This window comes from Wenyingzhuangia sp. IMCC45533, assembly GCF_054111225.1.
Genome location: NZ_CM134197.1, coordinates 1,036,472 through 1,061,129, shown reverse-complemented (window position 1 = coordinate 1,061,129; position 24,658 = coordinate 1,036,472). Strand labels below are relative to the sequence as shown.

At 33.3% G+C, this 24,658-nt stretch carries 27 protein-coding genes; 18 read left to right on the top strand and 9 right to left on the bottom strand.

Features of this window, described 5'->3' with window-relative positions; translation table 11 throughout:
- The first annotated feature begins 53 nt into the window (after nt 1-53).
- From ACXGQW_RS04670 to ACXGQW_RS04655, 4 genes are all read left to right on the top strand, one after another.
- Complete coding sequence (locus ACXGQW_RS04670; protein WP_457823938.1) at nt 54-956, top strand: EamA family transporter; 903 nt, start codon at nt 54-56, stop codon at nt 954-956.
- Between the two features lie 79 nt (nt 957-1,035).
- Nucleotides 1,036-2,484, top strand: a complete 1,449-nt coding sequence (locus ACXGQW_RS04665; RefSeq protein WP_457823937.1) for a hypothetical protein — start codon at nt 1,036-1,038, stop codon at nt 2,482-2,484.
- Nucleotides 2,485-2,783: 299 nt separating this feature from the next.
- Complete coding sequence (locus tag ACXGQW_RS04660) at nt 2,784-4,022, top strand: hypothetical protein (RefSeq protein WP_457823936.1); 1,239 nt, start codon at nt 2,784-2,786, stop codon at nt 4,020-4,022.
- Nucleotides 4,023-4,083: 61 nt separating this feature from the next.
- Nucleotides 4,084-5,076, top strand: coding sequence for a hypothetical protein (locus tag ACXGQW_RS04655; protein ID WP_457823935.1), 993 nt, complete (start codon nt 4,084-4,086; stop codon nt 5,074-5,076).
- 247 nt (nt 5,077-5,323) lie between these two features.
- Here ACXGQW_RS04655 and ACXGQW_RS04650 read toward each other — a convergent pair whose 3' ends face one another.
- Nucleotides 5,324-5,623, bottom strand: coding sequence for a hypothetical protein (locus ACXGQW_RS04650; protein WP_457823934.1), 300 nt, complete (start codon nt 5,621-5,623; stop codon nt 5,324-5,326).
- Nucleotides 5,624-5,784: 161 nt separating this feature from the next.
- Here ACXGQW_RS04650 and ACXGQW_RS04645 point away from each other — a divergent pair, with 161 nt between their 5' ends.
- The 4 genes from ACXGQW_RS04645 to ACXGQW_RS04630 all read left to right on the top strand — a co-directional run bounded on the left by ACXGQW_RS04645 (nt 5,785) and on the right by ACXGQW_RS04630 (nt 9,714).
- Nucleotides 5,785-6,744 carry an N-acetylornithine carbamoyltransferase gene (locus ACXGQW_RS04645; RefSeq protein WP_457823933.1) on the top strand — a complete coding sequence of 320 codons (960 nt, stop codon included), beginning with the start codon at nt 5,785-5,787 and terminating at the stop codon, nt 6,742-6,744.
- Between the two features lie 59 nt (nt 6,745-6,803).
- Nucleotides 6,804-7,220: a nuclear transport factor 2 family protein gene (locus ACXGQW_RS04640; RefSeq protein ID WP_457823932.1), complete on the top strand. Its 417-nt coding sequence runs from the start codon at nt 6,804-6,806 to the stop codon at nt 7,218-7,220.
- Nucleotides 7,221-7,291: 71 nt separating this feature from the next.
- Nucleotides 7,292-8,074, top strand: a complete 783-nt coding sequence (gene argB / locus ACXGQW_RS04635) for an acetylglutamate kinase (RefSeq protein ID WP_457823931.1) — start codon at nt 7,292-7,294, stop codon at nt 8,072-8,074.
- A gap of 578 nt (nt 8,075-8,652) precedes the next feature.
- Nucleotides 8,653-9,714 carry a M20 family metallo-hydrolase gene (locus ACXGQW_RS04630; RefSeq protein WP_457823930.1) on the top strand — a complete coding sequence of 354 codons (1,062 nt, stop codon included), beginning with the start codon at nt 8,653-8,655 and terminating at the stop codon, nt 9,712-9,714.
- Between the two features lie 95 nt (nt 9,715-9,809).
- On the opposite strand, the gene ACXGQW_RS04625 is transcribed toward ACXGQW_RS04630, so the two are convergent.
- The 3 genes from ACXGQW_RS04625 to ACXGQW_RS04615 all read right to left on the bottom strand — a co-directional run bounded on the left by ACXGQW_RS04625 (nt 9,810) and on the right by ACXGQW_RS04615 (nt 11,485).
- Nucleotides 9,810-10,118 carry a carboxymuconolactone decarboxylase family protein gene (locus ACXGQW_RS04625; RefSeq protein ID WP_457823929.1) on the bottom strand — a complete coding sequence of 103 codons (309 nt, stop codon included), beginning with the start codon at nt 10,116-10,118 and terminating at the stop codon, nt 9,810-9,812.
- Between the two features lie 11 nt (nt 10,119-10,129).
- The gene (locus ACXGQW_RS04620) at nt 10,130-10,873 is read right to left on the bottom strand and encodes an SDR family NAD(P)-dependent oxidoreductase (protein ID WP_457823928.1); all 744 of its coding nucleotides are present in this window, start codon (nt 10,871-10,873) and stop codon (nt 10,130-10,132) included.
- A 63-nt stretch (nt 10,874-10,936) separates the two neighbouring features.
- Nucleotides 10,937-11,485 (bottom strand): TetR/AcrR family transcriptional regulator, encoded by a 549-nt coding sequence (locus tag ACXGQW_RS04615; protein WP_457823927.1) that lies wholly within the window; start codon nt 11,483-11,485, stop codon nt 10,937-10,939.
- A 134-nt stretch (nt 11,486-11,619) separates the two neighbouring features.
- On the opposite strand from ACXGQW_RS04615, the gene argH reads away from it, so the two are divergent.
- From argH to ACXGQW_RS04565, 10 genes are all read left to right on the top strand, one after another.
- Nucleotides 11,620-12,900, top strand: a complete 1,281-nt coding sequence (gene argH, locus ACXGQW_RS04610; protein WP_457823926.1) for an argininosuccinate lyase — start codon at nt 11,620-11,622, stop codon at nt 12,898-12,900.
- Between the two features lie 259 nt (nt 12,901-13,159).
- Nucleotides 13,160-14,335: a helix-turn-helix domain-containing protein gene (locus ACXGQW_RS04605; protein WP_457823925.1), complete on the top strand. Its 1,176-nt coding sequence runs from the start codon at nt 13,160-13,162 to the stop codon at nt 14,333-14,335.
- Between the two features lie 80 nt (nt 14,336-14,415).
- Nucleotides 14,416-15,738: a sensor histidine kinase gene (locus ACXGQW_RS04600; protein ID WP_457823924.1), complete on the top strand. Its 1,323-nt coding sequence runs from the start codon at nt 14,416-14,418 to the stop codon at nt 15,736-15,738.
- The gene (locus ACXGQW_RS04595; RefSeq protein ID WP_457823923.1) at nt 15,731-16,366 is read left to right on the top strand and encodes a response regulator; all 636 of its coding nucleotides are present in this window, start codon (nt 15,731-15,733) and stop codon (nt 16,364-16,366) included. Before ACXGQW_RS04600 ends, ACXGQW_RS04595 begins: the two co-directional genes overlap by 8 nt.
- A gap of 239 nt (nt 16,367-16,605) precedes the next feature.
- Nucleotides 16,606-17,145, top strand: coding sequence for a hypothetical protein (locus ACXGQW_RS04590; protein WP_457823922.1), 540 nt, complete (start codon nt 16,606-16,608; stop codon nt 17,143-17,145).
- Nucleotides 17,146-17,907, top strand: a complete 762-nt coding sequence (locus ACXGQW_RS04585) for a hypothetical protein (protein WP_457823921.1) — start codon at nt 17,146-17,148, stop codon at nt 17,905-17,907. It abuts the gene before it with no gap.
- A 12-nt stretch (nt 17,908-17,919) separates the two neighbouring features.
- Nucleotides 17,920-18,378 carry a hypothetical protein gene (locus ACXGQW_RS04580; RefSeq protein WP_457823920.1) on the top strand — a complete coding sequence of 153 codons (459 nt, stop codon included), beginning with the start codon at nt 17,920-17,922 and terminating at the stop codon, nt 18,376-18,378.
- A 12-nt stretch (nt 18,379-18,390) separates the two neighbouring features.
- On the top strand, nt 18,391-19,248 hold the full coding sequence (locus ACXGQW_RS04575; RefSeq protein WP_457823919.1) for a hypothetical protein: 858 nt from the start codon (nt 18,391-18,393) through the stop codon (nt 19,246-19,248).
- A gap of 76 nt (nt 19,249-19,324) precedes the next feature.
- Entirely contained in the window at nt 19,325-20,233 is a 909-nt protein-coding gene (locus tag ACXGQW_RS04570) for a hypothetical protein (RefSeq protein WP_457823918.1), read from the top strand.
- A 59-nt stretch (nt 20,234-20,292) separates the two neighbouring features.
- Nucleotides 20,293-21,378: a hypothetical protein gene (locus ACXGQW_RS04565; protein WP_457823917.1), complete on the top strand. Its 1,086-nt coding sequence runs from the start codon at nt 20,293-20,295 to the stop codon at nt 21,376-21,378.
- 47 nt (nt 21,379-21,425) lie between these two features.
- Here the strand turns inward: ACXGQW_RS04565 and ACXGQW_RS04560 are convergent, their stop codons facing one another.
- From ACXGQW_RS04560 to ACXGQW_RS04540, 5 genes are all read right to left on the bottom strand, one after another.
- Nucleotides 21,426-21,635 carry a CDGSH iron-sulfur domain-containing protein gene (locus ACXGQW_RS04560; protein WP_457823916.1) on the bottom strand — a complete coding sequence of 70 codons (210 nt, stop codon included), beginning with the start codon at nt 21,633-21,635 and terminating at the stop codon, nt 21,426-21,428.
- Nucleotides 21,636-21,697: 62 nt separating this feature from the next.
- A complete protein-coding gene (locus ACXGQW_RS04555; protein ID WP_457823915.1) occupies nt 21,698-21,919 on the bottom strand; it encodes a CDGSH iron-sulfur domain-containing protein in 222 nt (73 codons plus the stop codon).
- A 70-nt stretch (nt 21,920-21,989) separates the two neighbouring features.
- A complete protein-coding gene (gene lpdA, locus ACXGQW_RS04550) occupies nt 21,990-23,393 on the bottom strand; it encodes a dihydrolipoyl dehydrogenase (protein ID WP_457823914.1) in 1,404 nt (467 codons plus the stop codon).
- 104 nt (nt 23,394-23,497) lie between these two features.
- Nucleotides 23,498-24,127: a CPBP family intramembrane glutamic endopeptidase gene (locus tag ACXGQW_RS04545; protein ID WP_457823913.1), complete on the bottom strand. Its 630-nt coding sequence runs from the start codon at nt 24,125-24,127 to the stop codon at nt 23,498-23,500.
- A 27-nt stretch (nt 24,128-24,154) separates the two neighbouring features.
- Complete coding sequence (locus ACXGQW_RS04540) at nt 24,155-24,577, bottom strand: DUF6146 family protein (RefSeq protein WP_457823912.1); 423 nt, start codon at nt 24,575-24,577, stop codon at nt 24,155-24,157.
- Nucleotides 24,578-24,658 lie beyond the last annotated feature (81 nt).

Genomic DNA, 24,658 nt, shown 5'->3' with positions numbered 1-24,658 from the left:
GTAGCGTAAGTTCTAATCTTGTTGTATTTTTGCGGCTTTAAGAAACTAAAATTATGTGGATTTATTTAGGGTTGCTGTCGGCTTTATTTTTAAGTTTTAATGCTTTGTGTAGAAAAAGAAGCGTAAAGAACAATGCTGTATTTCCTGTTTTACTGGCAACAAACGGAGTTAGTCTGTTATTGTTGCTTCCCGTTTTTTTAGGGTCTATTTTTTATATGAACAAGATGAAAACACTAGGACTATACATTCCTAATATTTCTCTGGAAGATCATTTTTTGATAGGAATTAAGTCAGTTCTGATGACATGTTCTTGGATTTTGGCTTTTTATGCACTCAAATATTTACCGATTACTATTGTGACTCCCATACGGGCTTCTGGGCCCTTCTTTACTTTTTTAGGGGCAGTATTTATTTATCATGAAAGTCCAGTTCTATTACAATGGATAGGTTTCTTTCTAATTATAATTTCTATGATATTTTATTCGCAAATAGGTAAAAAAGAAGGAATTGTTTTTAAAAACAATAAGTGGATATGGGCTATTGTAGGTGCTACGGTATTTGGATCGAGTAGTGGTTTGTATGATAAGTTTTTGTTACAGTACAAAAGTTATGAGGTTTTAACTGTACAGTGGTGGTTTTTCTTTTACGTTACCCTTTTTATGTTATTGTTGGTGGTATTTGTTTACAAACCCAACAAAGAAAAAATGGGTGTTTTTAAATTTCATTGGTCTATTCTAGCAATAGGTCTATTGATGTTGTTGGCTGATTATTTTTATTTCAAAGGATTACAAGATCCAGAAGCGTTAATTATGATTATGTCTGCTGTTAAACGAAGCCAAATATTATTTACTGTAGTGATTGGTGGTTTGGTTTTTAAAGAACAAAATAAACGGATGAAACTGATTCCCTTAATTGGGGTGTTGGCAGGGGTGTTTTGTATTTTATTTGGGAGTTGACAATAATATTCAAATTGTTGAATCTTACTGTGGAAGTGACTTTCTAACAAACAATTATTATTTTTGATTAAAAAAAAACATGAAGAACAAACTACGAAAAATAGCAATTTTTTTATGCTTAATGCCTTTAACAGTTTTTTCTCAAGAGGTTATCGATAGCGAGATAAATGGAAAAGGAGTTTTAGAACTATACCGCTTTGGTCATTCAGAGTTTATTATGAATAATCACAATCCTGTTATTTGGAGTACTAAAAATACCGCGACAGGTAATTATCCTTTTACTAACGGAGATTTGGGGCATTTGGTCTTACAACCAAGAACATCTGCTACTAGAGATATACTAATGATAACTGGTCAAGGAGACAAAGTTAGGTTGGCTGTTAAGGGTAGTGGTAATATAGGGATTGGGACTACTGAACCTTTTTCTAAGCTAGAAGTAGATGGGGATATATCACTAGAAAGAACAAATAAAATTCAGTTCTTATATGATGATGGAAGTCGAAAACACTTGAGGGCTTACATAAGATCTACTCAGGGTAGTAATACTGGAGATGCTGCGGATGATTATAATTCTTTAGTTTTTGGTGTTGGAAATAAAAACGAGGCTATGAAAATTGATGGTAATGGTAGAGTAGGAATAGGAACTAGTAATCCCAACTTTAAATTAGATGTTAAAGGTATAATTTCTAACGGAGCGTCAGATTTTATTTTGGGTAAACTTGACGGAAGAGATCAAGGCACTAAACTGTCGAACAGAGCGCTGGTACATTTTTCAGACGATAGATTGTTTATAAACTATGATGGAGATTTTGAAGGAGGAGTTAATATACCTTCTGGTGTGGTCCTTGGTAGCACAAGTAAACTGTCGGGTAATCTTTCTAACGGTCCAGCTTTGGCAATTGGAGATAGTGATACGGGTCTTAAACAAATGGGAGACGGAAAACTAGGTGTTTTTACAAATAACGTAGAGAGGTTACGTGTTGACGGGGCTGGTATTAAGGTTGACACAGGTACAGATTATAGTTTTGTAAGAATAGGGAGAGAGGCTCACGATGCTATTATTGCAGACAACAGAGATGATAAATTCTACGGAGGTGGATACTGGTTTAGAGTACATGACGAATCCTTAGGAAACAAATATAGAGATGTGATGATATTATCGAGTAGCGGTAACGTGGGAATTGGAGTTAGAAATCCACAAAACAAATTATCAGTAAACGGAACTATTTGGGCTAAAGAAGTAAAAGTAAGTTTGACAGATGCTGCTGATTGGGTTTTTGAAGAGGATTACGACTTAAAACCGCTTTCAGAAGTAAAAAAGTTTGTTCAAGAAAATAAGCACTTACCAGAAATTCCATCAGCAGAGGAGTTTAGAAAAGAAGATTTAAAAGTTTCTGAAATGACCAATAAATTGTTGCAAAAAATAGAGGAGTTAACTTTGTATACCATAGAACAGGAAGAAAAACTAGAGGCTCAAGAGTATAGAATTAAGAGATTAGAAAATCTTTTGATACATCATAATAACTAACTCGTCTGAATATAATGATAAAAGTAGTTTAAGTCGGTTAGCATAGTAATAGGTTATTAAGATTATAATCATATCCGTAGTTAAACAAAAAACAAATACTATTTGCAGTTGCTATTGATGGTTGCATAGCTAAAGAATAGAATAAACATATAAAATTAATTTCTTCGGAGGATTTTTCATTGATGCGCTCAGTATTTTGCGTGTGAGTTAATGTTAATAAAACGTTAAATTTTGTTTCTAAATCTAATGATACATTCCTCAACTTCATATGTTTGTAAACAAATTAAACTAAAATTAATATGAAAAACCTATTAACTCTTGCTTTGGTGCTTTTATCCATAATTAATTTGCAAGCACAATCTCCCAACTTAATATTTAATAACTCACCCGTAGATGGAGTTAATTCAATTGGTTCGGAGGGTCCGAACAATGAAGATTTAAAGATAAAAGGTGAAAGAAATGTACTCGTAACGGTTAACGAACAAAATAAACATGCTAGCGGAGCCTTTCAAGTTACTAGTGGAACTTCTGGAAATAATTTGTTTAAAGTTGATGAATATGAGTTTAGTCTACCTGGGCTTTTCATGTCAGAAAATGGTTCAACTTTGAGTACTCAGTTTATGGATATTGATATAGACTACTGTTTTTTTTATGGTTCTACTGAGTTTTATAGTAGTAGTTCATTCTACGGTTATACATTTTTCCATGATCAAATAGTACAATTTGATAAAGGATTATCGATTGGGTACACGAATAACAAGAAGTCCCAAATCTCTATGTTAGAAAAACAAATGGTGATAGAAAATCTTTCAGAAGATGGAGATATAATACTCCAGACCAAAAATAACGTAGGTAATGTGGGAATAGGAACTACAACCCCAGCTACCAAGCTTGAAGTTAATGGAAACATTAATGTGGGCGTAGACAATTCTGATATATCCACTGGAAATAATACGTATGGGAATAAAATATCTTTTCTTGGGGCCAATAGTAGTACAGACGCTATATGGATGTCTAGGTATAATGTAGCCTATAATGCATCAGAGTTAAGGATTAATATTGGAGATGATTTATCAGATGATGACAAATTTGTTATAGGTTCAACGTATTATGGTGATGGACTTTTTAAGCCCGTTATGACTGTTTTAACAAACGGTAATATAGGAATAGGGGTTAGTGACCCTAAAAATAAGCTATCTGTCAATGGCCCTATTTGGGCAACAGAAGTAAAAGTAAGTTTAACAGATGCTGCTGACTGGGTTTTTGAAGAGGATTATGACTTAAAACCGCTTTCAGAACTAAAAAAGTTTGTACTAAAAAACAAGCACTTACCAGAAATTCCATCAGCAGAGGAGTTTAGAAGAGAAGATCTAAAAGTTTCTGAAATGACCAACAAATTGTTGCAAAAAATAGAAGAGCTAACATTGTATACCATAAAACAGGAAGAAAAATTAGAGGCTCAGGGAAAAGAGTTAGAAAGGATGAATCAACTGGAAGAAAGATTGTTGCAACTCGAGAAAATATTAATAAAGATGTAAGATTGAGTATAGACTCACTATTATATTAAACGCTAAACCTATTTAATTACACGTAAAGCTAATGATGAAAAGAATAATATTATATGCACTATTGATTGTTACATTCAAATTGAGTTCTCAGAATAATGTCAATCGAAATGGTTTGCAGTCAACAGTTATAAATACTTTGTACGCTAGTGAAAAACAAGCTAAGCGTTACGAAATAGCTAGTGTTCTCTTTAATTCTCATCATTGGCAGAACGGAAGTATAATCATTGTAGAATTATTTAACGTAAGATATCAATCTGGTTACGAGAAGTATATTGTTGAATTGGGATATGGTCAAGGTACAGGTAGCTCGACTCCTAAGCTGACCTTGGTGGATGCACAGGGAAAGAGTCATAATGCTAAAGTTAGTCTGGGGTCACCTAAAAATCACACAACCAACTATGGGGGATACCCTAATAAAACTGTTTCAATATATGTGGATGTTAGATATTATAGCGAATACACAGCAAAAATTACTCACTTAAGAAACAAAGTAGCAACGTTTACTAGCCATCAACAAATAATTATCAATGAAAATCCTACATCTGTAAATATTTCTGATTTTACAGCCCCAGTTTTTTCAAAAGCTACGGATAGCTTGTGGACTCAAAACTCTAATGGTATAAACTATAGTCGAGGTAATGTAGGAATTGGAACCACAAATCCTGATGGTTGGAAATTAGCCGTTAATGGGCGTGTAAGAGCTAAAGAAATTAAAGTTGAAACTGATTGGTCGGATTTTGTTTTTCATGATGATTACCAACTACCAACAATTCAGGAAGTAGAGAATCATATAAAGCAAGAAGGTCATTTGAAAGATATTCCAAGTGCTAAAGAAGTTGAAGAAAATGGGGTTTTCCTTGGGGAAATGAATTCAAAATTATTACAAAAAATTGAAGAATTGACTCTTTATACAATTCAACAGCAAAAGGAGATTGAAAGTTTGAAAGAAGAAAAAAAGCAGATTAGGCTCTTACAAGAAAATCTAATTTTTATGAATAAAAGATTGAAAAAATTGGAACATTAATATTAATGTGAGTTCGACTTAAGAAACGGTAACATTTTAGGTAAAAAAAGCAGAATGTTTAGTTGATTAAAGTGCTTAATTACAATAAACTAAACTAAATTTATTCTGCTCATGACTTCTGACATTAAAATTATTGAAATTTTCTGTAACCTAGACGACTTTATGAAAGAATTCGAGACTATTTTAGCAAAAAATAGTATTCCTGATCTATCACAACCTAAAAAACGAAACAGAAAGTCTAAAATGACTAAATTTCTCCCGCTTTTAAGTTTTTGGTGTTTCCATGTTCATCATATACTACCAATTCTCCAGTAAGCAATACTCCTGCATTAATAACTAAATGCTTGTGCATATGCAATTGGGTTTTTGGAGGTATGGTAATTTTTAAAATGGTTACTTTTGGGGTACCATCCGCATACTTTAGCAACGTTTCTCCATTCCAACTCTTGGTAGTTTCAGCAAGCTTTTCAACTTTGATTTTGGTGCTATATTCTTTTTTACAAGCAGTTAGTAAGACGATAGAAATAATTAGGAATAGTTTTTTCATTACGAGCTTTATTGAGAAGGTAAAAATAGATTTTTAGAGTTATAATACTTGAAAAGGAGTAGACCTTTTTGTTTTAGGTAACTACTATCTAATTCCGTATTTTTGGTTTCCAATATATGTTAGAATCTACACTCAGATTCAAAAAAGAATCTAAAAGCCATATGAAACACTATTTATCTATTCACGATTTACCCTCCATCAAGGAAACTGCTCAAGAAGCCATTCAATTAAAGAAAAGCCCTTTAGAACTCAAAGCTTTAGGAAAAGACAAAACCATCGGGATGTTGTTTTTTAACAACAGTTTACGTACTCGTTTAAGTACGCAAAAAGCAGCTTTAAATTTAGGAATGAATCCCATTGTTATGAATTTTGGATCAGAAGGATGGCAATTAGAATTAGAGGATGGTGTTATTATGAACGAAGGAAAGTCTGAGCATATTAAAGAAGCTGCTCAGGTAATTTCACAATATTGCGATGTGATTGCTATTAGAGCTTTTGCAGGTTTAGAAGATAAAACTAAGGACGAGGCAGAAGAAATATTATCTGCTTTTACAAAGTATGCAAGTGTACCTATTGTAAACATGGAATCATCTGTAGGACATCCATTGCAAGCGCTGGCAGATGCCATTACTATAGAAGAGCATAAGCCTATCAAGCAAAAATTAAAAGTGGTGTTGTCATGGGCTCCACACCCAAGAGCATTGCCTCATGCTGTAGGAAATTCTTTTGCAGAAATGGCTTTGGCTCACGAAGACGATTTTGAGGTGGTCATTACGCATCCAAAGGGATACGAATTAAATCCAGAAAAAACAAAGGGAGCTATTATAGAATATGACCAAAAGAAAGCTTTTGAAGGAGCTGATTTTATTTATACTAAAAACTGGTCTTCTTATAACGATTATGGTAAAGTAGCAAATACAGATGCTTCTTGGCAAATTACTGCGGATAAAATGGCAGTTACAGATAACGCAAAATTTATGCACTGCTTACCTGTACGCAGAAATGTAGTGGTCGCAGATGAGGTGATAGATTCTGAGAACTCTATTGTAATTAAACAAGCCAATAACAGAACGTATGCTGCTCAAATTGTTTTAAAGAAAATTTTAGAAGGTTTAAATTAAGAAGTTGGTTGTTATCTCGACTAATGTCTAAAACATGTCAAACATCTAACATCAAAATTATGGCAGAGCAAAAATTACCCTTACCACCCTTTACAGAAGAAACAGCTAAGCGAAAAATCCAGATGGCAGAAGATGGTTGGAATTCCAAAGATCCTATCAAAGTATCTATGGCATATACCCTTGATACGGAATGGAGAAATAGAAATCAATTTGTAAACGGAAGAAAAGCCGTTCAAGATTTTTTAAAAGACAAGTGGAACAAAGAGTTGGATTATAAGTTAAAAAAGGAGCTGTGGGCTTATCAAGATAACAGGATTGCCGTTCGTTTTGAATATGAATACAGAAATGAAAGTGGACAATGGTTTAGGGCTTACGGAAATGAGAATTGGGAATTTGATGAAAATGGCTTAATGAAAAAAAGATACGCAAGCATCAACGATTTAGAAATTTCAGCATCAGATAGAAAATTCAAATAAAAGATAAATGAAAGTTAAAGGCTCAAAAATTAGTATTTTTGAGCCTTTAACTTTTTTGAATCAAACACAAAATGACAAAGCAAAAATTAACCATTGTAAAAGTAGGAGGTAACGTCATAAATAATCCAAAAGCGCTACAAAGTTTCTTAACAGATTTTGCAGCCTTAAAAGGGAACAAAATATTAGTTCACGGAGGAGGAAAACGTGCTACGCAATTGGCAGGTGATTTGGGAATAGAAGCTACAATGATTAATGGACGTAGAGTAACAGACACTGCTACCTTAGAAATTGTAACCATGGTATATGCGGGTTTGTTAAACAAAAATATTACAGCAATTTTGCAAAGTTTTAACTGCAACGCTTTAGGGCTTTCTGGAGCTGATGGAAATGCTATTCAAGCACATAAACGTATAGTAACCGATGTAGATTATGGTTTTGCAGGGGATGTAGATGGAATCAATGCTACTAACATTGCCACATTTATTAATGGAGGTATGACTCCCGTTTTTTGTGCCATTACACACGATGGAAAAGGGCAGTTGTTAAACACTAATGCAGACACGATTGCGAGTACGATAGCTGTTGGAATGTCAGAATTATTTGAGGTTTCTTTGGTGTACACTTTTGAGAAAAACGGAGTGTTAACTTCTGTAGATGATGATAATTCTGTAATTACGAATATCAATTCTAAAAAATATGCAGCGTTAAAAGCTGATGGAATTATTGCCGACGGAATGTTGCCTAAAATGGAAAACTGTTTTGATGCTTTGCAGCAGGGGGTTTCAGAGGTTGTTATTGGAAATCCAACAGTAATTAAAGATAAAGAACAGTTGTTTACAACGTTGACACTGTAAAGTTTATAGTCATTTTGTTTCTAAAAATATAATGAAGAAAAAAGTATCGAGAAATAGAATTCGTTCTCGATACAAATTTAAACCACTACGTTTTTTTAAATTCACTCGAACTGACAAAGAGTTTGATGTACTTCGTCAAATGATTTTCAAGAGTTAAAAGCTGTGTTGATAAATTTTACTATTGAATTTGTGAAGGTTATTAAATGTCATTTCGAGTGATTTTGAGGAACGAAAAAATTGTATCGAGAAATGGTGAAATAGAATTGTAATTGAATATGAACAAGACAAATTAGAATAAAGTTCTCAATACAAATTTAAACCACCACATTTTTTTAATTTACTCGAACAGACAAGAAGTGTAAGTGTCATTTCGAGTGATTTTGAGGAACGAAAAAATTTTATCGAGAAATGGTAGAATAGAGCTATAATTGAATATAAACAAGATAAATTAGAATAAAGTTCTCGATAAAAATTTAAACTACTACGTTTTTTAAATTTACTCGAACTGACAAGAAGTGTAAGTGTCATTTCGAGAGATTTTTGAGGAACGAAAAAATCGTATCGATAAACCAAATAGTATGATAGCACAATTACAAACTGAAGCTTTAGAATTATTACAAACCTTAATTCAAACCCAATCCTTTTCTAAGGAGGAAGAACCTACTGCAGAAATTTTATCAGAATGGTTAACAGATAGAGGAATTGAGGTTAAAAGAGACTTAAATAATGTTTGGGCAACTAATAAATATTTTGATGATAGTAAGCCCACAATTTTACTAAACTCTCATCACGACACGGTTAAACCTAATGCGGCTTATTCTAGAAATCCATTCGAAGCAAAAATAGAAGGAGATAAGTTGTACGGATTAGGATCCAACGATGCGGGAGGATGTTTAGTAGGTTTGTTGTCTGCTTTTGTTTATTTCTACGACAAGCAAGATTTGAAATATAATTTTGTAATGGCTGCTACGGCAGAAGAAGAAATATCAGGAGAAAACGGGATTGCCTATATGCAACCTATCATGCCAAAAATTGATGTGGCAATAGTAGGAGAACCTACTTTATTGGACTTGGCCATTGCAGAAAAAGGACTGGTTGTTTTTGATGGAAAAGTAACGGGAACGCCAGGTCACGCTGCTCATATTCCCAATCATCAGAATCCTATTTTTAAAGCTTTAAAAGATTTAGAGTGGTTTAATAATTATCAATTTCCAAAAATATCCAACGCTTTAGGAAAAGTGAAAATGACAGTATCTCAAATCAACGCGGGTAAACAACACAATGTAGTTCCATCAGAATTAAGTTTTGTGGTAGATTGTAGAGTTACAGATCAATATACCAATGCAGAGATTGCACAGATTATTGAAGAAAATACAGACTGTGAGATAAAGCCTAGATCGTTACGATTAAATTCATCTTCTATCAATCCCAATCACGATTTGGTAAAAGCAGGATTGGCCTTGGGAAAAAAAACGTACGGTTCTCCAACCTTGTCCGATCAATGTAGATTAACTTGCGAATCTGTAAAGGTTGGTCCGGGAGATTCTCTAAGATCTCATTCTGCCGACGAATTTATTTATGTGCAAGAAGTGTATGATGGTGTGACTTTTTACATCGATCTTTTAGGCAAAATTGTTTAATAAACTAACAATAAAGTAAGCATAGAAAAACAGGATACATATTTTTATATATGTATCCTGTTTTTAGTTGAAGTGAGCATCAAAATATACTCAATTTACTTAAGCAAATGTGTGCCATGAGTAACAGCCGCTCCAGCTCTTAGGGCTGCGGTTACAAAAGTTACTTCTGCCAACTCCTCCTCGGTGGCACCTGCTTCAATAGCTTTGTCTTTATGGATATCAATACAGTAATGACATTGCGTAGTAAGCGCAACACCCAAAGCAATTAATTCCTTATATTTTTTTGGAATTTTACCATCTTGCATAACTACTTGGTCAAATGCCATAAAAGTTTCCATGGCTTCGGGAGCTTTTTTACCTAGTTTCCCTAACTTGGAAAATAAATCTTTTAAATTGTAGTACATCTGTTTATGTTTTAGTTTCTACCAGCCATTACACCACCATCAACATCCCAAATAGCACCAGTTACCCAGCTAGCTTTATCGGATAATAAGAAAAGAATAGACTCAGACACATCAGCAGCTGTTCCGTTTCTTCCTATAGGTTGGAAACCGTTAAAGCCTTCCAATGCTTTAGCAGCTTCTTCTTCACCCCCAAAAACTCCATTGTAAACAGGTGTATGTACAACTGCTGGCGAAACTGCGTTTACTCTAATATTAGTATTGGCTAGTTCCATGGCTAAGTGCTGCGTAAGAGAATGTAATCCTGCTTTTTGCATGGAATAGGCAGAAGATGGAGTTGCTTTAACAGCTTGCTTGGCCCACATAGATCCAACATTTACAATAGCCCCACCATTGTTTGTTCCCATTTTTTTGGCAACTGCTTGGGTGATAAAAAAGAATCCTCTATTTAAATCTAGATAAGAATTGTAGTCCTCTAGTGTATGATCTAAGAAAGGCTTTGGAGCAAAAATACCCGAAGCATTTACCAAATAATCTACACGCTCCAATGCGTTGATGTTTTCTATAAAAGAGTTTACCTCTTGTTGGTCGCTGATATTTACTTTGTGCTTTGTGAAATTTCCCTCGGTAATCTTGTCAGTATTTCTACCTACAATATGAACGCTTGCTCCGTTTTCTGCTAAGAGTTGAGCTGTTTTGTAACCAATACCACTAGTACCTCCTATGATAATTGCCGTTTTGTTTTTAAATATTTCCATTGTTTATAAATTTTAATTAAATTAATTATACAGACAAGTCTGTCTTTAGGTGTTTAAATTTTTTTAGTTGATAAGTGATAAACTCATCTTTTTTGCAAAAGCAATAGGCCAATTTTCTTGATGCAAATGACTTTCTGCTACTGCAGTTTCGTATAATAAATAATACTGTTTTGCTAATTTTTCAACTTCTTCCTGAGTATAATCTTGTGTATTTTCAGAAACCAATTGTGCAATCAAGGCAATAAAATCAGTCTTTTGTTTTTGAATTTCAGCTTTTATTTTCTGATTGTCTTTAGGAATTTCAGATACAGTTCTAATACACCAACATCCATTAAAATCTTTATCTTCAAAAAAGAGATCTAAAAATTCAAATAGTGCAGTTAATCTATCTAAACCTTTGCTTTTGGTATTACAAAAAGAGTGAATATCTTTTAAAAAAGTATTGTTTTTGTGTTGTAAATAAGCAACGCAAATATCTTCTTTAGATTTAAAATGATTGTACAACGTAGCTTTGGCTATTCCAGCTTCAGCAATAATCTCATTAATACCTGTTAAATTATATCCGTTATTGTAAAATAAATTGGAGGCGGTAGTAATGATATGTTGTCTCATCTCATTTTTCATATAGCAAATATATAAAAATATTTTAAAAACAGACAAGTCGGTCTACTTTAATATTATGTACTTTACTTTTTACAATTCAAATTCAAAAAAAGTATCTTTGCAGCCATACAAAAAGAATCATTATGAAACTTTGGGACAAAGGATATGCTACAGATAAAAAAATAGACATTTTTACCGTAGGGAATGATAGAGAATTGGATTTGCAACTGGCTAAGTATGATGTGCTTGGGAACATTGCTCAATCTAGAATGTTAAATTCGATTGGTACCATTACAGACGATGAACTAACAGGTCTAGTTACCGAATTGAACAATATTTTAAAGACAGTTGAAGACGGTAGTTTTACCATTGAAGATAATTTTGAAGATGTACATTCCAAAGTAGAGTGGTTGTTAACAGAAAAGTTGGGAGATGCTGGGAAGAAAATTCACACAGCACGTTCTCGTAACGATCAGGTTTTATTAGATGTTCATTTGTATTCTAAAGATGCTATTTTAGAATTAAAAGACTGGGCTAAAAAACTTTTTGACTTACTGATTGAGCTAGCAGAAAAATATAAAAATCATTTATTACCAGGGTACACACATTTGCAAGTTGCCATGCCTTCTTCTTTCGGAATGTGGTTTTCTGCTTATGCAGAAAGTTTAATTGATGATGTCTACTTTTTAGATGCTGCTTACAAAGTTGCTGATCAAAACCCGTTAGGTTCTGCTGCAGGTTATGGATCTTCTTTTCCTATTGATAGAGAAATGACTACCCAAGAATTAGGTTTCAAAGCTTTAAAAGTAAACTCTGTAGCTGCCCAAATGGGACGTGGTAAATTGGAAAAATCTATCTCTTTTGCCATAGCGAGTTTGTCAGCAACCTTAGCAAAAATGAGTATGGATATCTGTTTGTATATGAGCCAGAATTTTGGTTTTGTAACCTTTCCTGATGAGTTAACAACGGGTTCTAGCATTATGCCACATAAGAAGAACCCTGATGTTTTTGAATTAATTAGAGGAAAGTGCAACAAATTGCAAGCTCTACCTTACGAGTTGACGTTGATAACCAATAACTTACCAAGCGGATATCATAGAGATTTACAGTTGGTAAAAGAGGGATTGATTCCTTCAGTATCTACTCTGAAATCTTGTTTGGATATGATGGTATTCTCCTTGGAAAACATCATTATTACAGAAAATATTGTAGAAGACGATAAGTACAAATACATTTTTAGTGTCGAAGAAGTGAATGCTCTGGTACAAGCTGGAACTCCGTTTAGAGATGCTTATAAAATAGTGGGAGCTAAAATTGCTAATGGAGAATTTAAACCTGACACCAACGTGAATCACACCCATATAGGTTCTGTAGGGAACTTGAGATTGGATTTAATTAAAGAAAAAATGGAGATTTGCTACTAAAAAAACATTATTTATCAAATAAAAAAAACACCCAAACTGGGTGTTTTTTTGTTTAGTAAAATAATAATACTTTAGTTTTAAAATAAAATCCTTTACATTCAAGTGTTTCCCGTTCAGTTCAAAATTGATAGTTCATCAAATTGCATAACTGATCTTAATTTAATAGCTCGATGTTTTTAAACGTGCAAAAATTGAAGAGTATATAACTCCTACACCAAACTACACCTGAATATGTGACGACTGTAAATAATAAGTGTATATGAATAATTCAGAAGAATTGAAATTATTAATGATGTTCTCTTTGTTGGCATCCATCAATTTAATGGTGCTTTTCTTGATTCTATTCTTCAAGAAAAATAACACCTTATGTACTAAAGTGCTTGGATTGTTGGTGTTTGTTCCTAGTGCTGTTTTAATTGTTAACCCTCTTTTATATTCTAAAGGTTTTTCAGACTATCTTCTGTTTATTTATTTGGCTTTTTCTATCCCTTTCTTATTCGGTCCGCTACTACTGCTCTATATTCATTTAGTTCAAGGGAATAGTTATCGGTTTAAAAGGAAGTATCTCCTTCACTTTCTACCAGTATTTGCTGTTACGCTGTATGGCTTTTACATCCATTTCCAACCCGATGAATTTATCAGAGAAAATTATTTACAAATAGTATCGGGAGAAAATTTGGTGACCAATCTTATTTACTTCGCTCAGTTTATACATTTTGCAGTGTACATTACTTGGAGTATCAGAAAGGTAAATTCTTTTAAAACAAAGACGTACATGTCGGTTACGGACAGAAACAACTACAATTGGTTAAAGTTTTTTGTCACTCGTTTGCTTTATCTTAATATTTTGTTGATGGTTGTATATGTTGTTCAGATGAGTTTTTTCCCAAATTATATGATGTACTCAGATCTTTTGGCAACTCCTTTAGCATCTACTTGTTTTTACCCAATTATGGTCTACAAAAGTTTTACAAGCGATGTGTTTAGTAAAGAAGTTTTAGAGAAACAAGCCTTGAAATCTAGGAGATCTCAAACGTTAGCATCTAATAACATTGCAAATAAAGAAATATCTCTAGGGAATAATGGAGATGCATCTAAAATCTCTAAATCAATATTAAAAGAGGTAAAGGATAACAAATCTTATTTAAGGCCAGATTATACTATTTTCGATTTGTCTAAACAACTTCAATTATCACAAAGAACTATTTCTGAAACCATCAATAGTGAAATGGGCAAAAACTTTTCTGACTTGATTAATGAACATAGAGTAGAAGAGTCTAAATTAATTTTAATTGATAAATCAAAAGACTTAACGATTGATGCTATTGCAGAACTCTCAGGTTTTAAAAGTAGAGCAACATTTTATAGAGTATTTAAGGATAAAACAAAAATGACTCCGTTGCAGTATATCAAAACACATAAAGTTGTCTCATAAACTGTTTTTGAGACATTTCTCCTATCCTCTTACTAGAAAATCATTTTTCGTTCAAATACTTTTAGGGTCAATTGTATTTTATGAATTTTGTAAATCTTCTCAGTCATCCTAACGAAAACGGTATTTTAGAGTTCGTATTAGGTGTTCTCTCTGTTTTGTCCATTTACCATTTGTTTATGTTTTTTCAAAACAAAGACAAAGCTTACTTATATTATTCTATCTATACATTTTTAACCATTTTTGGTTATATCTCTTTAGCAAAAAATAATATAATTGCTCAAGCGATTGCTCCAATACAAAGCAGTTTAGAAAAATTTGATGTGTATTCCAAGTTTCTATATAATGCGATGTACTTCGTGTTTGCTTTTGAATTTGTAGGTATCCGAAGTAAATCTAAGAAATGGACTCAATATATTTTTTATCCGCTTATTTTTATTGTCTTAGTAGGAACCATAGCTCAAATAATATCTCTAATCACGGGAAATAATCTATATATTTTTGACACATTCCATCTGTTCTTTGTTCCTACTATTTTTATTCCCACCATTATTGGGTACATCGCATTGTTTAAGTTCTCATTTATAGGTAAGAATTACATTATTTGGGGTTCTTTAATCTTATTTGTTAGTTCTATGCTGGGGGTAATATTACACCACATTTTAGGGGATAGTGAAGCTAGCGAAATTAGATTTACTGTTTTCTATATCGGTTTAATTGTAGAAAACATTTGTTTCTCATTAGCGATAGGCTACAAGCATAAATTGGTTTTAGAACAGAATCAAAAAAGAGAGCAATTGTACTTGCAGAAAATGCTAAATAGTCAGGAAGAAGAAAGAATACGTATAGCCAAAGAATTACACGATGGAATTGTACAACACATTGGAAGTATTATTTTAAAATTACGTCATCAAAACAAAAATAAAAACGAAAGTACTGAAGTGGCTTATGAGTTGGAAAATGTAAATCAAACTTTAAGAGATGTATCACATCAAATGATGCCAAAATCATTGATAGAATTTGGGTTGTTTTCTGCGGTGGACGATTTACTAGCTAAGGCATTGCCTTATAAAAATATTAAATACGACTACGATTATTTGGGGTTTGACTGTAGACTAAATCAACAATTGGAGCACCATTTATTTAGGATTGTTCAGGAAATTACTCAAAATATCATCAAGCATAGTCAAGCCACAGAAGTAGCCATTACTTTTATAAAAAATTCCAAAACAGTGATGTTAAGAGTAGAAGATGACGGAAAAGGATTTGATGTTGAAAAACTACAAAGAGGAATAGGTTTGAGTAATATTAAAGAGAGGGTTAGTATTTTGAACGGAGAATTAAAGATAGATAGTGAATCTAATAAGGGGACTACGATTATTATAAAAATTGAGCAATATGATTAAAGTTTTAATAGCGGACGACCACCCCTTAATGGCTAATGGTATCAAAGATTCTATTGCAGATCAATCTCACATCAGTGTTGTAGGTATTTGCTCTAATGGGCATGAAGTACTTAATTATATTAAAAATAACAAAGTTGATGTACTGCTTTTGGATATTGAAATGCCTGTTATGAATGGTATTGAATGTGCAGAAAAGCTTTTGGAAAAATACATACACTTAAAAATTCTGATTCTTTCTATGTATCAAGAACCTTCTGTGGTTAATATGGTAAAAAAAATAGGAGTACACGGTTACTTGCTTAAAACTACCCCTAAATGTGGTTTGATAAATACAATTAATAAAATTTTTAAAGGCGAAAAAAAATTTGATCAGCATCTAAATTTACCAAGTAGAGAAAATGTGCTAGACTATATAGATAGCGAAAAAGCAATTTTAGAGGAATTGTCAAAAAGAGAAACAGAAATACTTACGCACCTGTCTAAGGGTTTTACCAATAAAGAAATTGGGGATCATCTTTCTATTAGCGCTAGAACTGTAGATACTCACAGAACTAATTTAATGCGAAAATTAAACATTCATAACATAGCAGGATTAATTAGGTTTGCTTTTAAAGTAGGGCTTAATTAATGCAATGGCGGTTATATTTTTTATAACTAAACACCCATGCAACTAAGTTGTATTCAACGTGATCCCATATCGACTTCGATCATATTTTGCTGTTAAAGAATACAATAATTTCTCTAAGAAAATCTCTACAACCCATTGTATATGAGTCTCTCAAAAGCACAAAATACGGGATTTAACGTATTGGGGAAGTAATGGAACTCTAATAGTTTTGATGGTAATAAACACTAAAACTAAAAGAGATGAAATTATTTAAAAAATTACTACTCGTTGTGGTAGCTATCGTATCACTAAACTCCTGTGATGAGGATGATAAGAACGAAATTGATGTAAACACCTCGGTAAATGGATCTTTATCCGCTAAAATTGATGGAAAGGACTTTGTGTCTAACAGTCTAACCGCTTCTATCTCAGAAATTACTTTAGGACAAACCACCTCAACCACTATCCAAGGAACCGATAGCGATGGCAATGCTATATCTATTTTAATTCTAGGATACAAGAAGAGCGAGGATCTGGCTAGAAACAACATTGCCCCAAAAGCAACATTTACTTACACAAAAACAGATGTAGACCAAGCGATTAGCAACCCGGTACCCGGTAATGGAGCTGCACAAATATGGACAGAACTAGGATTGAGTACCAGTAAAACAGCAAAACTAAATATTACCGAGGATGATGGTACAACAATCAAAGGAACCTTCGCTTTTAAAGGAGTTAATAGCCAAGACGACTCCACAAGAAGCATAACAGAAGGGAAGTTTGAACTTAAACGAAAATAAATGGTGAAAACAATTAAAACAATTATTACGGTTTGTTGTTTCCTTACTGTTTTATTTAGCGGTAAAATTCACGCGCAACTAGGCAATTCTGTCTACAATGACGATACCAAATGGCAAATATCAGGGGTATTCGCCAGTGCAAAAAACGTTTGGGATCAAAAAGCATTTGACAAAGAAGTAGAACTTACTTCTGTAGATTTAAGTTTTTATAAATCTAACTTCTCCAAAGGAGCCAGGCAATACAGTTATAGAATTAAATACATAAGTGATTTTATTCCGCAACTAGCCTCACCATTATTCGAAGAATCTAGAGACCAACTTTTTGCTAAGTCAGGCTTACCCGTTTTAACGAGCCTTTTAGGTTGGTATAATACTGCTTGGTCGCTTACAAATTCAAATAAATTTCAAGTAGCAGTGGGTGTGCATTTGGGAGGTTACACTTACGGGATTGAGGTAGAAAGAGAAGACGAGGATAACGGAATAGGAGATACCTTTCCGTTTGTTGCTGGTGGTCCTGCATTGATTGTAGATGTTGCGCTGCCCTTTAACTTAGAGTTACACTACGAAGGTTCTTATGCCTATGCCTACCAGATAGATCCAGATAAAGAAATTCCTGATGATGAAACACTATACTTTTTAAACCAAAACCTACAACTCAGAAGAAAACGATGGTTTGCGAGTTACGAATTGGTAAGTGGAACTAACGATACGGGAAATAAAATAGTAAGGTCTCAGTTTGGATTGGGCTATGCATTCTTTTAAAATTTGATAAAAATGAAAAAATATATCACGATCATATTGCTGATTTTTTTATCGGCTTGTATCAAGGAGATAGACAACGACGGCCCTTGTAATGAGGATCAAAATGCCATGGTTAATGACAGGTGTGCAAGAGCATTTATAAGTGCAGGTAATTACAGTAAAACTGGAAGTACGAGTGAGAAAGTTACTATTACGTTTAATGTAAGTGGAACATCCAGTGTTAGCTTATTTTTTAATGATACTGATAGTTTGTTAGAAGAGGGATCTTTTACAAGCGGTCAAAATAATTTTACAGCTAGCTATGGTTTTTCTGGTAAGGAAAGTCAAAAACGTCTTTCCATAAAAATAACTTCAATAGATAGGACTAACAGGAAAATCTCTGGTAGTTTTTCGTTCGATGGAACTTTTGCGGAAAACTTTCAGTCCCTTCCAGTGTCCTATAATGGAACTTTTAATAATGTTCAATTTTAATACAATTATCAAATGAAAAAGCAATTATTACTTGTAGCGCTAACAATTTCTATATACAGCTACAGTCAAAGTATAAACTATAAAATAGTAGAAAACAATCCAGAAACGTTGTCTGAAAATTATATCACTGCAGAAATTTTTGGAGGTGACTTTAATGGGGAGTTTAATGAAGCAGCTCTATTTGTGGGAGCGAATGGTTTTTGGAAAATTACAGACAGAATTAAAGCCGAAGCGCTTTGGAGGGTGAATTTATTTAACATCGCAGGAAGTGGATTTGGAACTCAATTTGAAGCGGGTGTATTTACGCCCCTAAAAATTAAAAACAAAACGAAAGAAGTACCTGTCATTTTGGGCTCAAAATACGGGAGGATTACGAATAAAGATGGACAGTCAAGATCTGGTACTACGACAAAATTTATCAACGTAAACGGAACTTACAAAAATCAGTACGGAGCTAGGGGAGGTTTATATTACAGAAAATCTAGCTTTACGTTCGAACAAAGTTTCTCTACAGAATTAGATATCAGTTACTCTATGTTTGGGGTATATTTAGGATTGGAAAAAATAACGCAGGCATTTGTTAAAGCGCTTGTTGGGGAAAACAATGTTGCTAAGTACGGACAAGGTAGAACGAGAATCTATATAGATGCATTGTTGCTGCCTGTAAATTCTTTTAGTGGTAACGATAATTTTGATATTGATACTGAAGGTAGTATTGGGTTTAGAGCAGGTATGCATTGGCAAGTAAGACCTTATGTGGGTAGAACAAAGTCTTGGGCAAGACCCGTCTATTCCGCAGAAATAGGAGCCAGACCTTTTTCAGGTTTTTATGTAATGGTATCTATGGGGTTAACGGTGTTTAATCAATAAAACTACGGTAAATACCGTATTTACAAATGATAATAATTTCTCTTACTTTGATTATTGAGTAACTAAATCAATAATCATGATAAGAGAATTTTTACTTAAATTATTTGTACTACTTATTTCTTCTACATTTATGCTAACATCCTGTAGCTCTGATGCAGATGATTCGATGTCCTCGGAAGAAAAACAAGAAGAAAAGCAGGAAGACGGAGAAGGGGACTTAACACAAGCTCAAAAAGATTTTATAGAAGTTTTAAAATCTAAGTATCCAACCCAAGTGGTAAATTTTAATACCGAGACTGCTATTGGTAACGCTCCGTATGTAAAGAACCAAAAATTAACGTTTACTTTTTCTAGCTCGGGAATGTTGTTTATAGATACCAATCCTGAAAAAAACGATGGTTCTGAAATAGAATTGCCCGGATTTATTATCAGTGGTAAAGAGTACGTTTGGAAAGATGTTGATAAAGATTTGTCATATGCTTTATCATTAAAAGCAGACAATACCATCAACGAAGTAAACGTATCCAAATCATCAGACAATACTTTTTACAACTCTTTAAAAGTAAGTACAGACGAAATTGAAGTAGAAAAAACGTATTCGTTCTTGTTACTGCCTGGCGATATTGAATGCACTGCACAGACACGCAATAAAATAGAAACCGACCAAAGACTAATTACAATGAGAACCAAGTTTTGTGATGGTTCACAAAAATCTGTAAACTTTAATTTTAAGGCTGATACAGATATTAGCACAGGCACCTACCCAATACAAGCAACTACTTCTGAAGAGAGAAACCCTGATTCAGGTAAAGTTGCAGTTAGGCTATTTATTGATGGAGAAAACTATTACGGTACTACAGGTTCAGTGATTGTAAGAACCAATTCCAAAGGAAGCACTACAGTAGATTGCGTTTTTGAGAGTTTGGTGCTCAAGAACGCTAAGAACGAAGAAATAGTTATTTCTGGACAAATCTTAGGAGTTTAATTTCTTGAACAAATGCAATGACAAACCAAAAACTATACAATAATAACTAAAACTCAAACATGAAAAAACATTTACTTATTATCTTATTTTGTGGAGTCACGCTAACTGCGCAAAATATTTCAGAGGCTAAAGTTTCAGGTAAAACTTATGGAGCTTCTAAAATGAAAAAAGCAACAAAAAAACTATTCATCAATTCTTTTAATGTGAATTATGAAATTTACAAGGAAGCCATTGATGTTAAGACAGGTTCGTCTGGATTTAGAGGTAAAAGAACTGGAGATGCCACTGCAAGAGCTGCCATCGGTTTATCAGGAATTATCAAAGACGACATACAGGTTAAGACAGATCAATTATACACTGAATTTGTTGCAGATTACAAGGCAAAGGGATTCGAAATAGTGAATATCGAGCAGGCACAGAAAATTGAGATATTTGACGGTTGGGAAAAAGAAACAGGTCCTTACGTAAAAGAATCAGGATTTCCTGGTGTTTTAACAAGTATACCTACGGGCTATTCTTTTTTATACAAGAAAAGATCAAAATCAGGAAAAGTAAAAAAAGGATTATGGGGAGGTTATTTTAATGCTCCAATTATCTCTAAACAATTAGATAATGCTTTTGTAGTAGACATCGACTTATACGTGGTTTACTCTGAGGAATCTTCAAAAGGATTTAACTTAGGTAGCTTAAGTAAAGTGGCCAAAGTAAAAATAAATACCAATTTAAGATTGGCAGCAGATTATGCAATTGTTGCTCCAAAAGCTCCTACAAAATTAGGGGTGTTTGGAAGCATTGGGTTTAAGGGAGCAACCACAGTGGATTATATTAGATCTACATATAATGTGTCTTACAGCAAAGTAAAGGTAGGAGCAGGGGCTGAAGGACAGTACAACGGATTGTTAAAAAAGCCAATAGAAATAAGTGGAGTCATGAAAAAGGAAAAGGTAAGTGCTTACCAAAAACAATCTTCTTTTACACCTACTTCCTTTAGTTCTTATGGACCAACCTTTATGGAAGATAGATTTTCTAAAAATGCTACTTGGGTAAAGGTAGATAGTAAGAAATATGCAGAAGGTTTGTATAAGGCATGTGATGCTTTTTTAGAAGAGAACACAAAAATTTTATTCAAAAAAATAGGTCTCTAAAAGAGAAAATACAATTCATAAAAAAAGCAGCCAATCGGCTGCTTTTTTTATGAATTGTGACTTCCATCACAATAAGGCTTATTTTTACTTTTACCACATCCACAAATAGCGACTCCACCATCTTTTTCAGCAGTAAACAAAATAGGTTTTCCACCTCCTTTGGTTACGTGAGCACTATCACAAAATGGCATTTTTGCGGAATGACCACAAGTACAATATTTATAGGTTTTCCCTTTTTCTAATGTTATTACTGGCATATTTGTATAATTTTAAATAATCTTCTAAATCTATACAAAATTACACTTAGATAGATTTTAAATTAATGTGACCCGTCACAGTAAGGAGCGTTATTAGTAGCACCACACGTACATAAAAATGTTCTTTCGTTTTCTGTTACTTTAAATAACAAGGGTTTTTGTTGCGTTGTTTTATGGCTACCATCACAGTAAGGTTTGGTATCACTTAAATGACAAGTGCAGTAAGCGTAGATTTTGTCTTTTATTAAATAACAAGCTTTAGGTGTAGGAATTGGTTTTTTCATAGCTGTATTAAAAGTAAAAACCGTTCAAATTGAGTTGAACGGTTTAAATAAATCGTTAGAATTGTATTTGTTAAGCATGAATAGCTCTATCTGCTGTAGCAGCCAAACAAGCTTCTTTAATAGCTTCTGTGTAGGTAGGGTGTGCATGAGACATTCTAGAAACATCTTCTGCGGATGCTCTAAATTCCATAGCAACAACAGCTTCAGCAATCATATCGGCAGCACGAGCACCAATCATATGAACTCCTAAAATTTCATCCGTAGTAGCATCTGCCAATACTTTTACTTGTCCATCTATATCCATAGAAGCTCTGGCTCTACCTAAAGCTCTCATGTTAAAAGAACCAGATTTATAGACAACTCCAGCCTCTTTTAATTGCTCCTCAGTTTTACCAACTGCAGCAACTTCTGGCCAAGTATAAACAACTCCAGGAATCAAGTTATAATCTATATGTGGTTTTTCACCCGCAATAATCTCAGCAACCATGGTTCCTTCCTCTTCTGCTTTGTGAGCTAACATAGCACCTTTAACCACGTCACCAATCGCGTAAATATTTTCTATGTTGGTTTGTAAATGTTCGTTCGTTTCTATTTGTCCTCTGTCTGTAGTTTTGATACCAATATTGTTCAAACCTAATCCTTTGGTAAAAGGAACACGTCCTACAGAAATTAAAGTGTAATCTCCTTCAAAAATCACTTCCTCTCCTTTTTTATTATCAGCAGTAACCTTTACACCTCCGCCAGTATTGGTTACAGAAGTAACTTTGTGGCTAGTAAAGAATTTTAAACCTTGCTTTTTTAGAGACTTTTGTAATTCTTTAGATAGCATAGCATCCATTCCAGGTACAATCTTAGGCATATATTCTATCACAGAAACATCAGCCCCTAAACGTTTATACACTTGTCCTAGCTCCAATCCAATAACTCCACCACCAATAACAATTAGGTGTTTTGGCACCTCTTTTAGTTTTAAAGCTTCTGTAGAAGTTATGACTCTTTCTTTATCGATATTGATAAATGGTAGAGATCCCGGTTTAGATCCTGTTGCAATAATAGTTTTAGCTGATTCTATCTTTTCTACAGACCCATCATTTTTATGAATATTGATGTGAGTAGTGTCAAAAAACTCTCCACGTCCTTCATAAACATCAATTTTATTTTTGTCCATTAAATAATTAATTCCCGCAGAAGTTTGAGAAACAACCTCTCCTTTACGTTCAATCATTTTAGGAAAATCTAAAGTGATATTATCCACACCAATTCCATGCTTATCAAAGTGAGATACAGCATCGTGGTAGTGATGGGAAGAATCTAACAACGCTTTAGAAGGAATACATCCAACGTTTAAACAAGTACCACCCATAGTGCTGTACTTTTCAATAATAGCAGTTTTTAATCCTAATTGTGCGCATCGTATAGCTGCAACATATCCTCCAGGTCCAGAACCGATAACGGTTACGTCGTACTTGTTCATTTTTAATCGTTTTTTATGTTAACAAAAGTAAATAATATAGATGAAGAGGTTAAGTGAAAATGATTCAATTAACGCTTTTTTAGTTTTTGTTGATTTTTATTGATTTAAATGGGGAAGCCAAACATTTTTCCCATGCCAACAGTAAATAACCAGCTGCCATAAATAGCGTGTTCCACGCTTACCCACAAGATAGATTTGGTTTTTTTGTAAGTGTAGGCAAACAATAATCCTCCTACAAATGTAATTCCAAATATCAACCAACTTTTAAAAAGCACATGTGCTAAAGAAAATATAAGAGCATTAGAGAATAAAAAAATAGTCTGATTTTTAAACAACGAATGGTATCGATAAAAATAAAAAGTACGGTAAATAAATTCTTGAGGAATAACAGATAAAAAAGTATAGATAAAAACAAATTTTAACCATACCCATGGTTGAGTGGTTATGGGTTTAAGTAACAAATTAGGTTCTGTGTATCTGATAAAAAGAACACTACTAATGATAATTAAAATAAGCCAAATTAAAGTGTTTTTCCAAAATCCTTTAGGTTTTTGCTGTTTGGTGTTTTCAAATAAATCAGTTCGGTTTATATAACTAATGTAGGCTAGGTACAATAAAATTAAGGGAATAAAAACGAGTCTAATGCTTAAAGGAATGCTGTATAAACTCAAAAATACGGGGTAGATAACAAATAGTAGTAAAAACTCTACGATAAGTTGTTGTTTAGGTTTCATGCTATAGAATTAAAAATATGAATGAGGTTACAGTGTTTGGTGGTAGTTTTTCTGAAAATAGAGAAAATAATTATACAACAAATAATTTACCTCGTAGCCATAATCTATATTTTGGTCGTAATCAATAGTGATGTTGTATAAAGAATTGGGATATCTAGCAGGATTATTAACTCTAATATTCCAGCTAGTTACGTATCGGTAGTTTTGGATTTCTAAATAATTTTGAGAAAAATAACCTCTGGGTTGCGCTGTAGATTGTAGCCAAACGTTAAAACCAGCATCAATGATAATAATTTCATAGTCTACATCCTCGTTTACAATAGCAATGGTGTCACTTAGGTTAAATCGATCATCGTAAACGTTATGATCCTTTAAGCGCGAAGATTTGCAAGAGTAAGTCGCAATAGAAATAATACAAACACTAAGAAAAAGCCTTAAAAAAGTTTTCATGGTTTTTTGTTTAAAATTACAAAAAAAGAGCTGCTTATCATATTGATAAACAGCTCATAGTTTAGTTGTTATGTGTCAAAT

Coding starts and splice junctions, on each gene's coding strand:
- ACXGQW_RS04670 (WP_457823938.1), top strand. CDS start 54: ATGTGGATTTATTTAGGGTTGCTGTCGGCTTTATTTTTAAGTTTTAAT.
- ACXGQW_RS04665 (WP_457823937.1), top strand. CDS start 1,036: ATGAAGAACAAACTACGAAAAATAGCAATTTTTTTATGCTTAATGCCT.
- ACXGQW_RS04660 (WP_457823936.1), top strand. CDS start 2,784: ATGAAAAACCTATTAACTCTTGCTTTGGTGCTTTTATCCATAATTAAT.
- ACXGQW_RS04655 (WP_457823935.1), top strand. CDS start 4,084: ATGATGAAAAGAATAATATTATATGCACTATTGATTGTTACATTCAAA.
- ACXGQW_RS04650 (WP_457823934.1), bottom strand. CDS start 5,623: ATGAAAAAACTATTCCTAATTATTTCTATCGTCTTACTAACTGCTTGT.
- ACXGQW_RS04645 (WP_457823933.1), top strand. CDS start 5,785: ATGAAACACTATTTATCTATTCACGATTTACCCTCCATCAAGGAAACT.
- ACXGQW_RS04640 (WP_457823932.1), top strand. CDS start 6,804: ATGGCAGAGCAAAAATTACCCTTACCACCCTTTACAGAAGAAACAGCT.
- argB (WP_457823931.1), top strand. CDS start 7,292: ATGACAAAGCAAAAATTAACCATTGTAAAAGTAGGAGGTAACGTCATA.
- ACXGQW_RS04630 (WP_457823930.1), top strand. CDS start 8,653: ATGATAGCACAATTACAAACTGAAGCTTTAGAATTATTACAAACCTTA.
- ACXGQW_RS04625 (WP_457823929.1), bottom strand. CDS start 10,118: ATGTACTACAATTTAAAAGATTTATTTTCCAAGTTAGGGAAACTAGGT.
- ACXGQW_RS04620 (WP_457823928.1), bottom strand. CDS start 10,873: ATGGAAATATTTAAAAACAAAACGGCAATTATCATAGGAGGTACTAGT.
- ACXGQW_RS04615 (WP_457823927.1), bottom strand. CDS start 11,485: ATGAGACAACATATCATTACTACCGCCTCCAATTTATTTTACAATAAC.
- argH (WP_457823926.1), top strand. CDS start 11,620: ATGAAACTTTGGGACAAAGGATATGCTACAGATAAAAAAATAGACATT.
- ACXGQW_RS04605 (WP_457823925.1), top strand. CDS start 13,160: ATGAATAATTCAGAAGAATTGAAATTATTAATGATGTTCTCTTTGTTG.
- ACXGQW_RS04600 (WP_457823924.1), top strand. CDS start 14,416: ATGAATTTTGTAAATCTTCTCAGTCATCCTAACGAAAACGGTATTTTA.
- ACXGQW_RS04595 (WP_457823923.1), top strand. CDS start 15,731: ATGATTAAAGTTTTAATAGCGGACGACCACCCCTTAATGGCTAATGGT.
- ACXGQW_RS04590 (WP_457823922.1), top strand. CDS start 16,606: ATGAAATTATTTAAAAAATTACTACTCGTTGTGGTAGCTATCGTATCA.
- ACXGQW_RS04585 (WP_457823921.1), top strand. CDS start 17,146: ATGGTGAAAACAATTAAAACAATTATTACGGTTTGTTGTTTCCTTACT.
- ACXGQW_RS04580 (WP_457823920.1), top strand. CDS start 17,920: ATGAAAAAATATATCACGATCATATTGCTGATTTTTTTATCGGCTTGT.
- ACXGQW_RS04575 (WP_457823919.1), top strand. CDS start 18,391: ATGAAAAAGCAATTATTACTTGTAGCGCTAACAATTTCTATATACAGC.
- ACXGQW_RS04570 (WP_457823918.1), top strand. CDS start 19,325: ATGATAAGAGAATTTTTACTTAAATTATTTGTACTACTTATTTCTTCT.
- ACXGQW_RS04565 (WP_457823917.1), top strand. CDS start 20,293: ATGAAAAAACATTTACTTATTATCTTATTTTGTGGAGTCACGCTAACT.
- ACXGQW_RS04560 (WP_457823916.1), bottom strand. CDS start 21,635: ATGCCAGTAATAACATTAGAAAAAGGGAAAACCTATAAATATTGTACT.
- ACXGQW_RS04555 (WP_457823915.1), bottom strand. CDS start 21,919: ATGAAAAAACCAATTCCTACACCTAAAGCTTGTTATTTAATAAAAGAC.
- lpdA (WP_457823914.1), bottom strand. CDS start 23,393: ATGAACAAGTACGACGTAACCGTTATCGGTTCTGGACCTGGAGGATAT.
- ACXGQW_RS04545 (WP_457823913.1), bottom strand. CDS start 24,127: ATGAAACCTAAACAACAACTTATCGTAGAGTTTTTACTACTATTTGTT.
- ACXGQW_RS04540 (WP_457823912.1), bottom strand. CDS start 24,577: ATGAAAACTTTTTTAAGGCTTTTTCTTAGTGTTTGTATTATTTCTATT.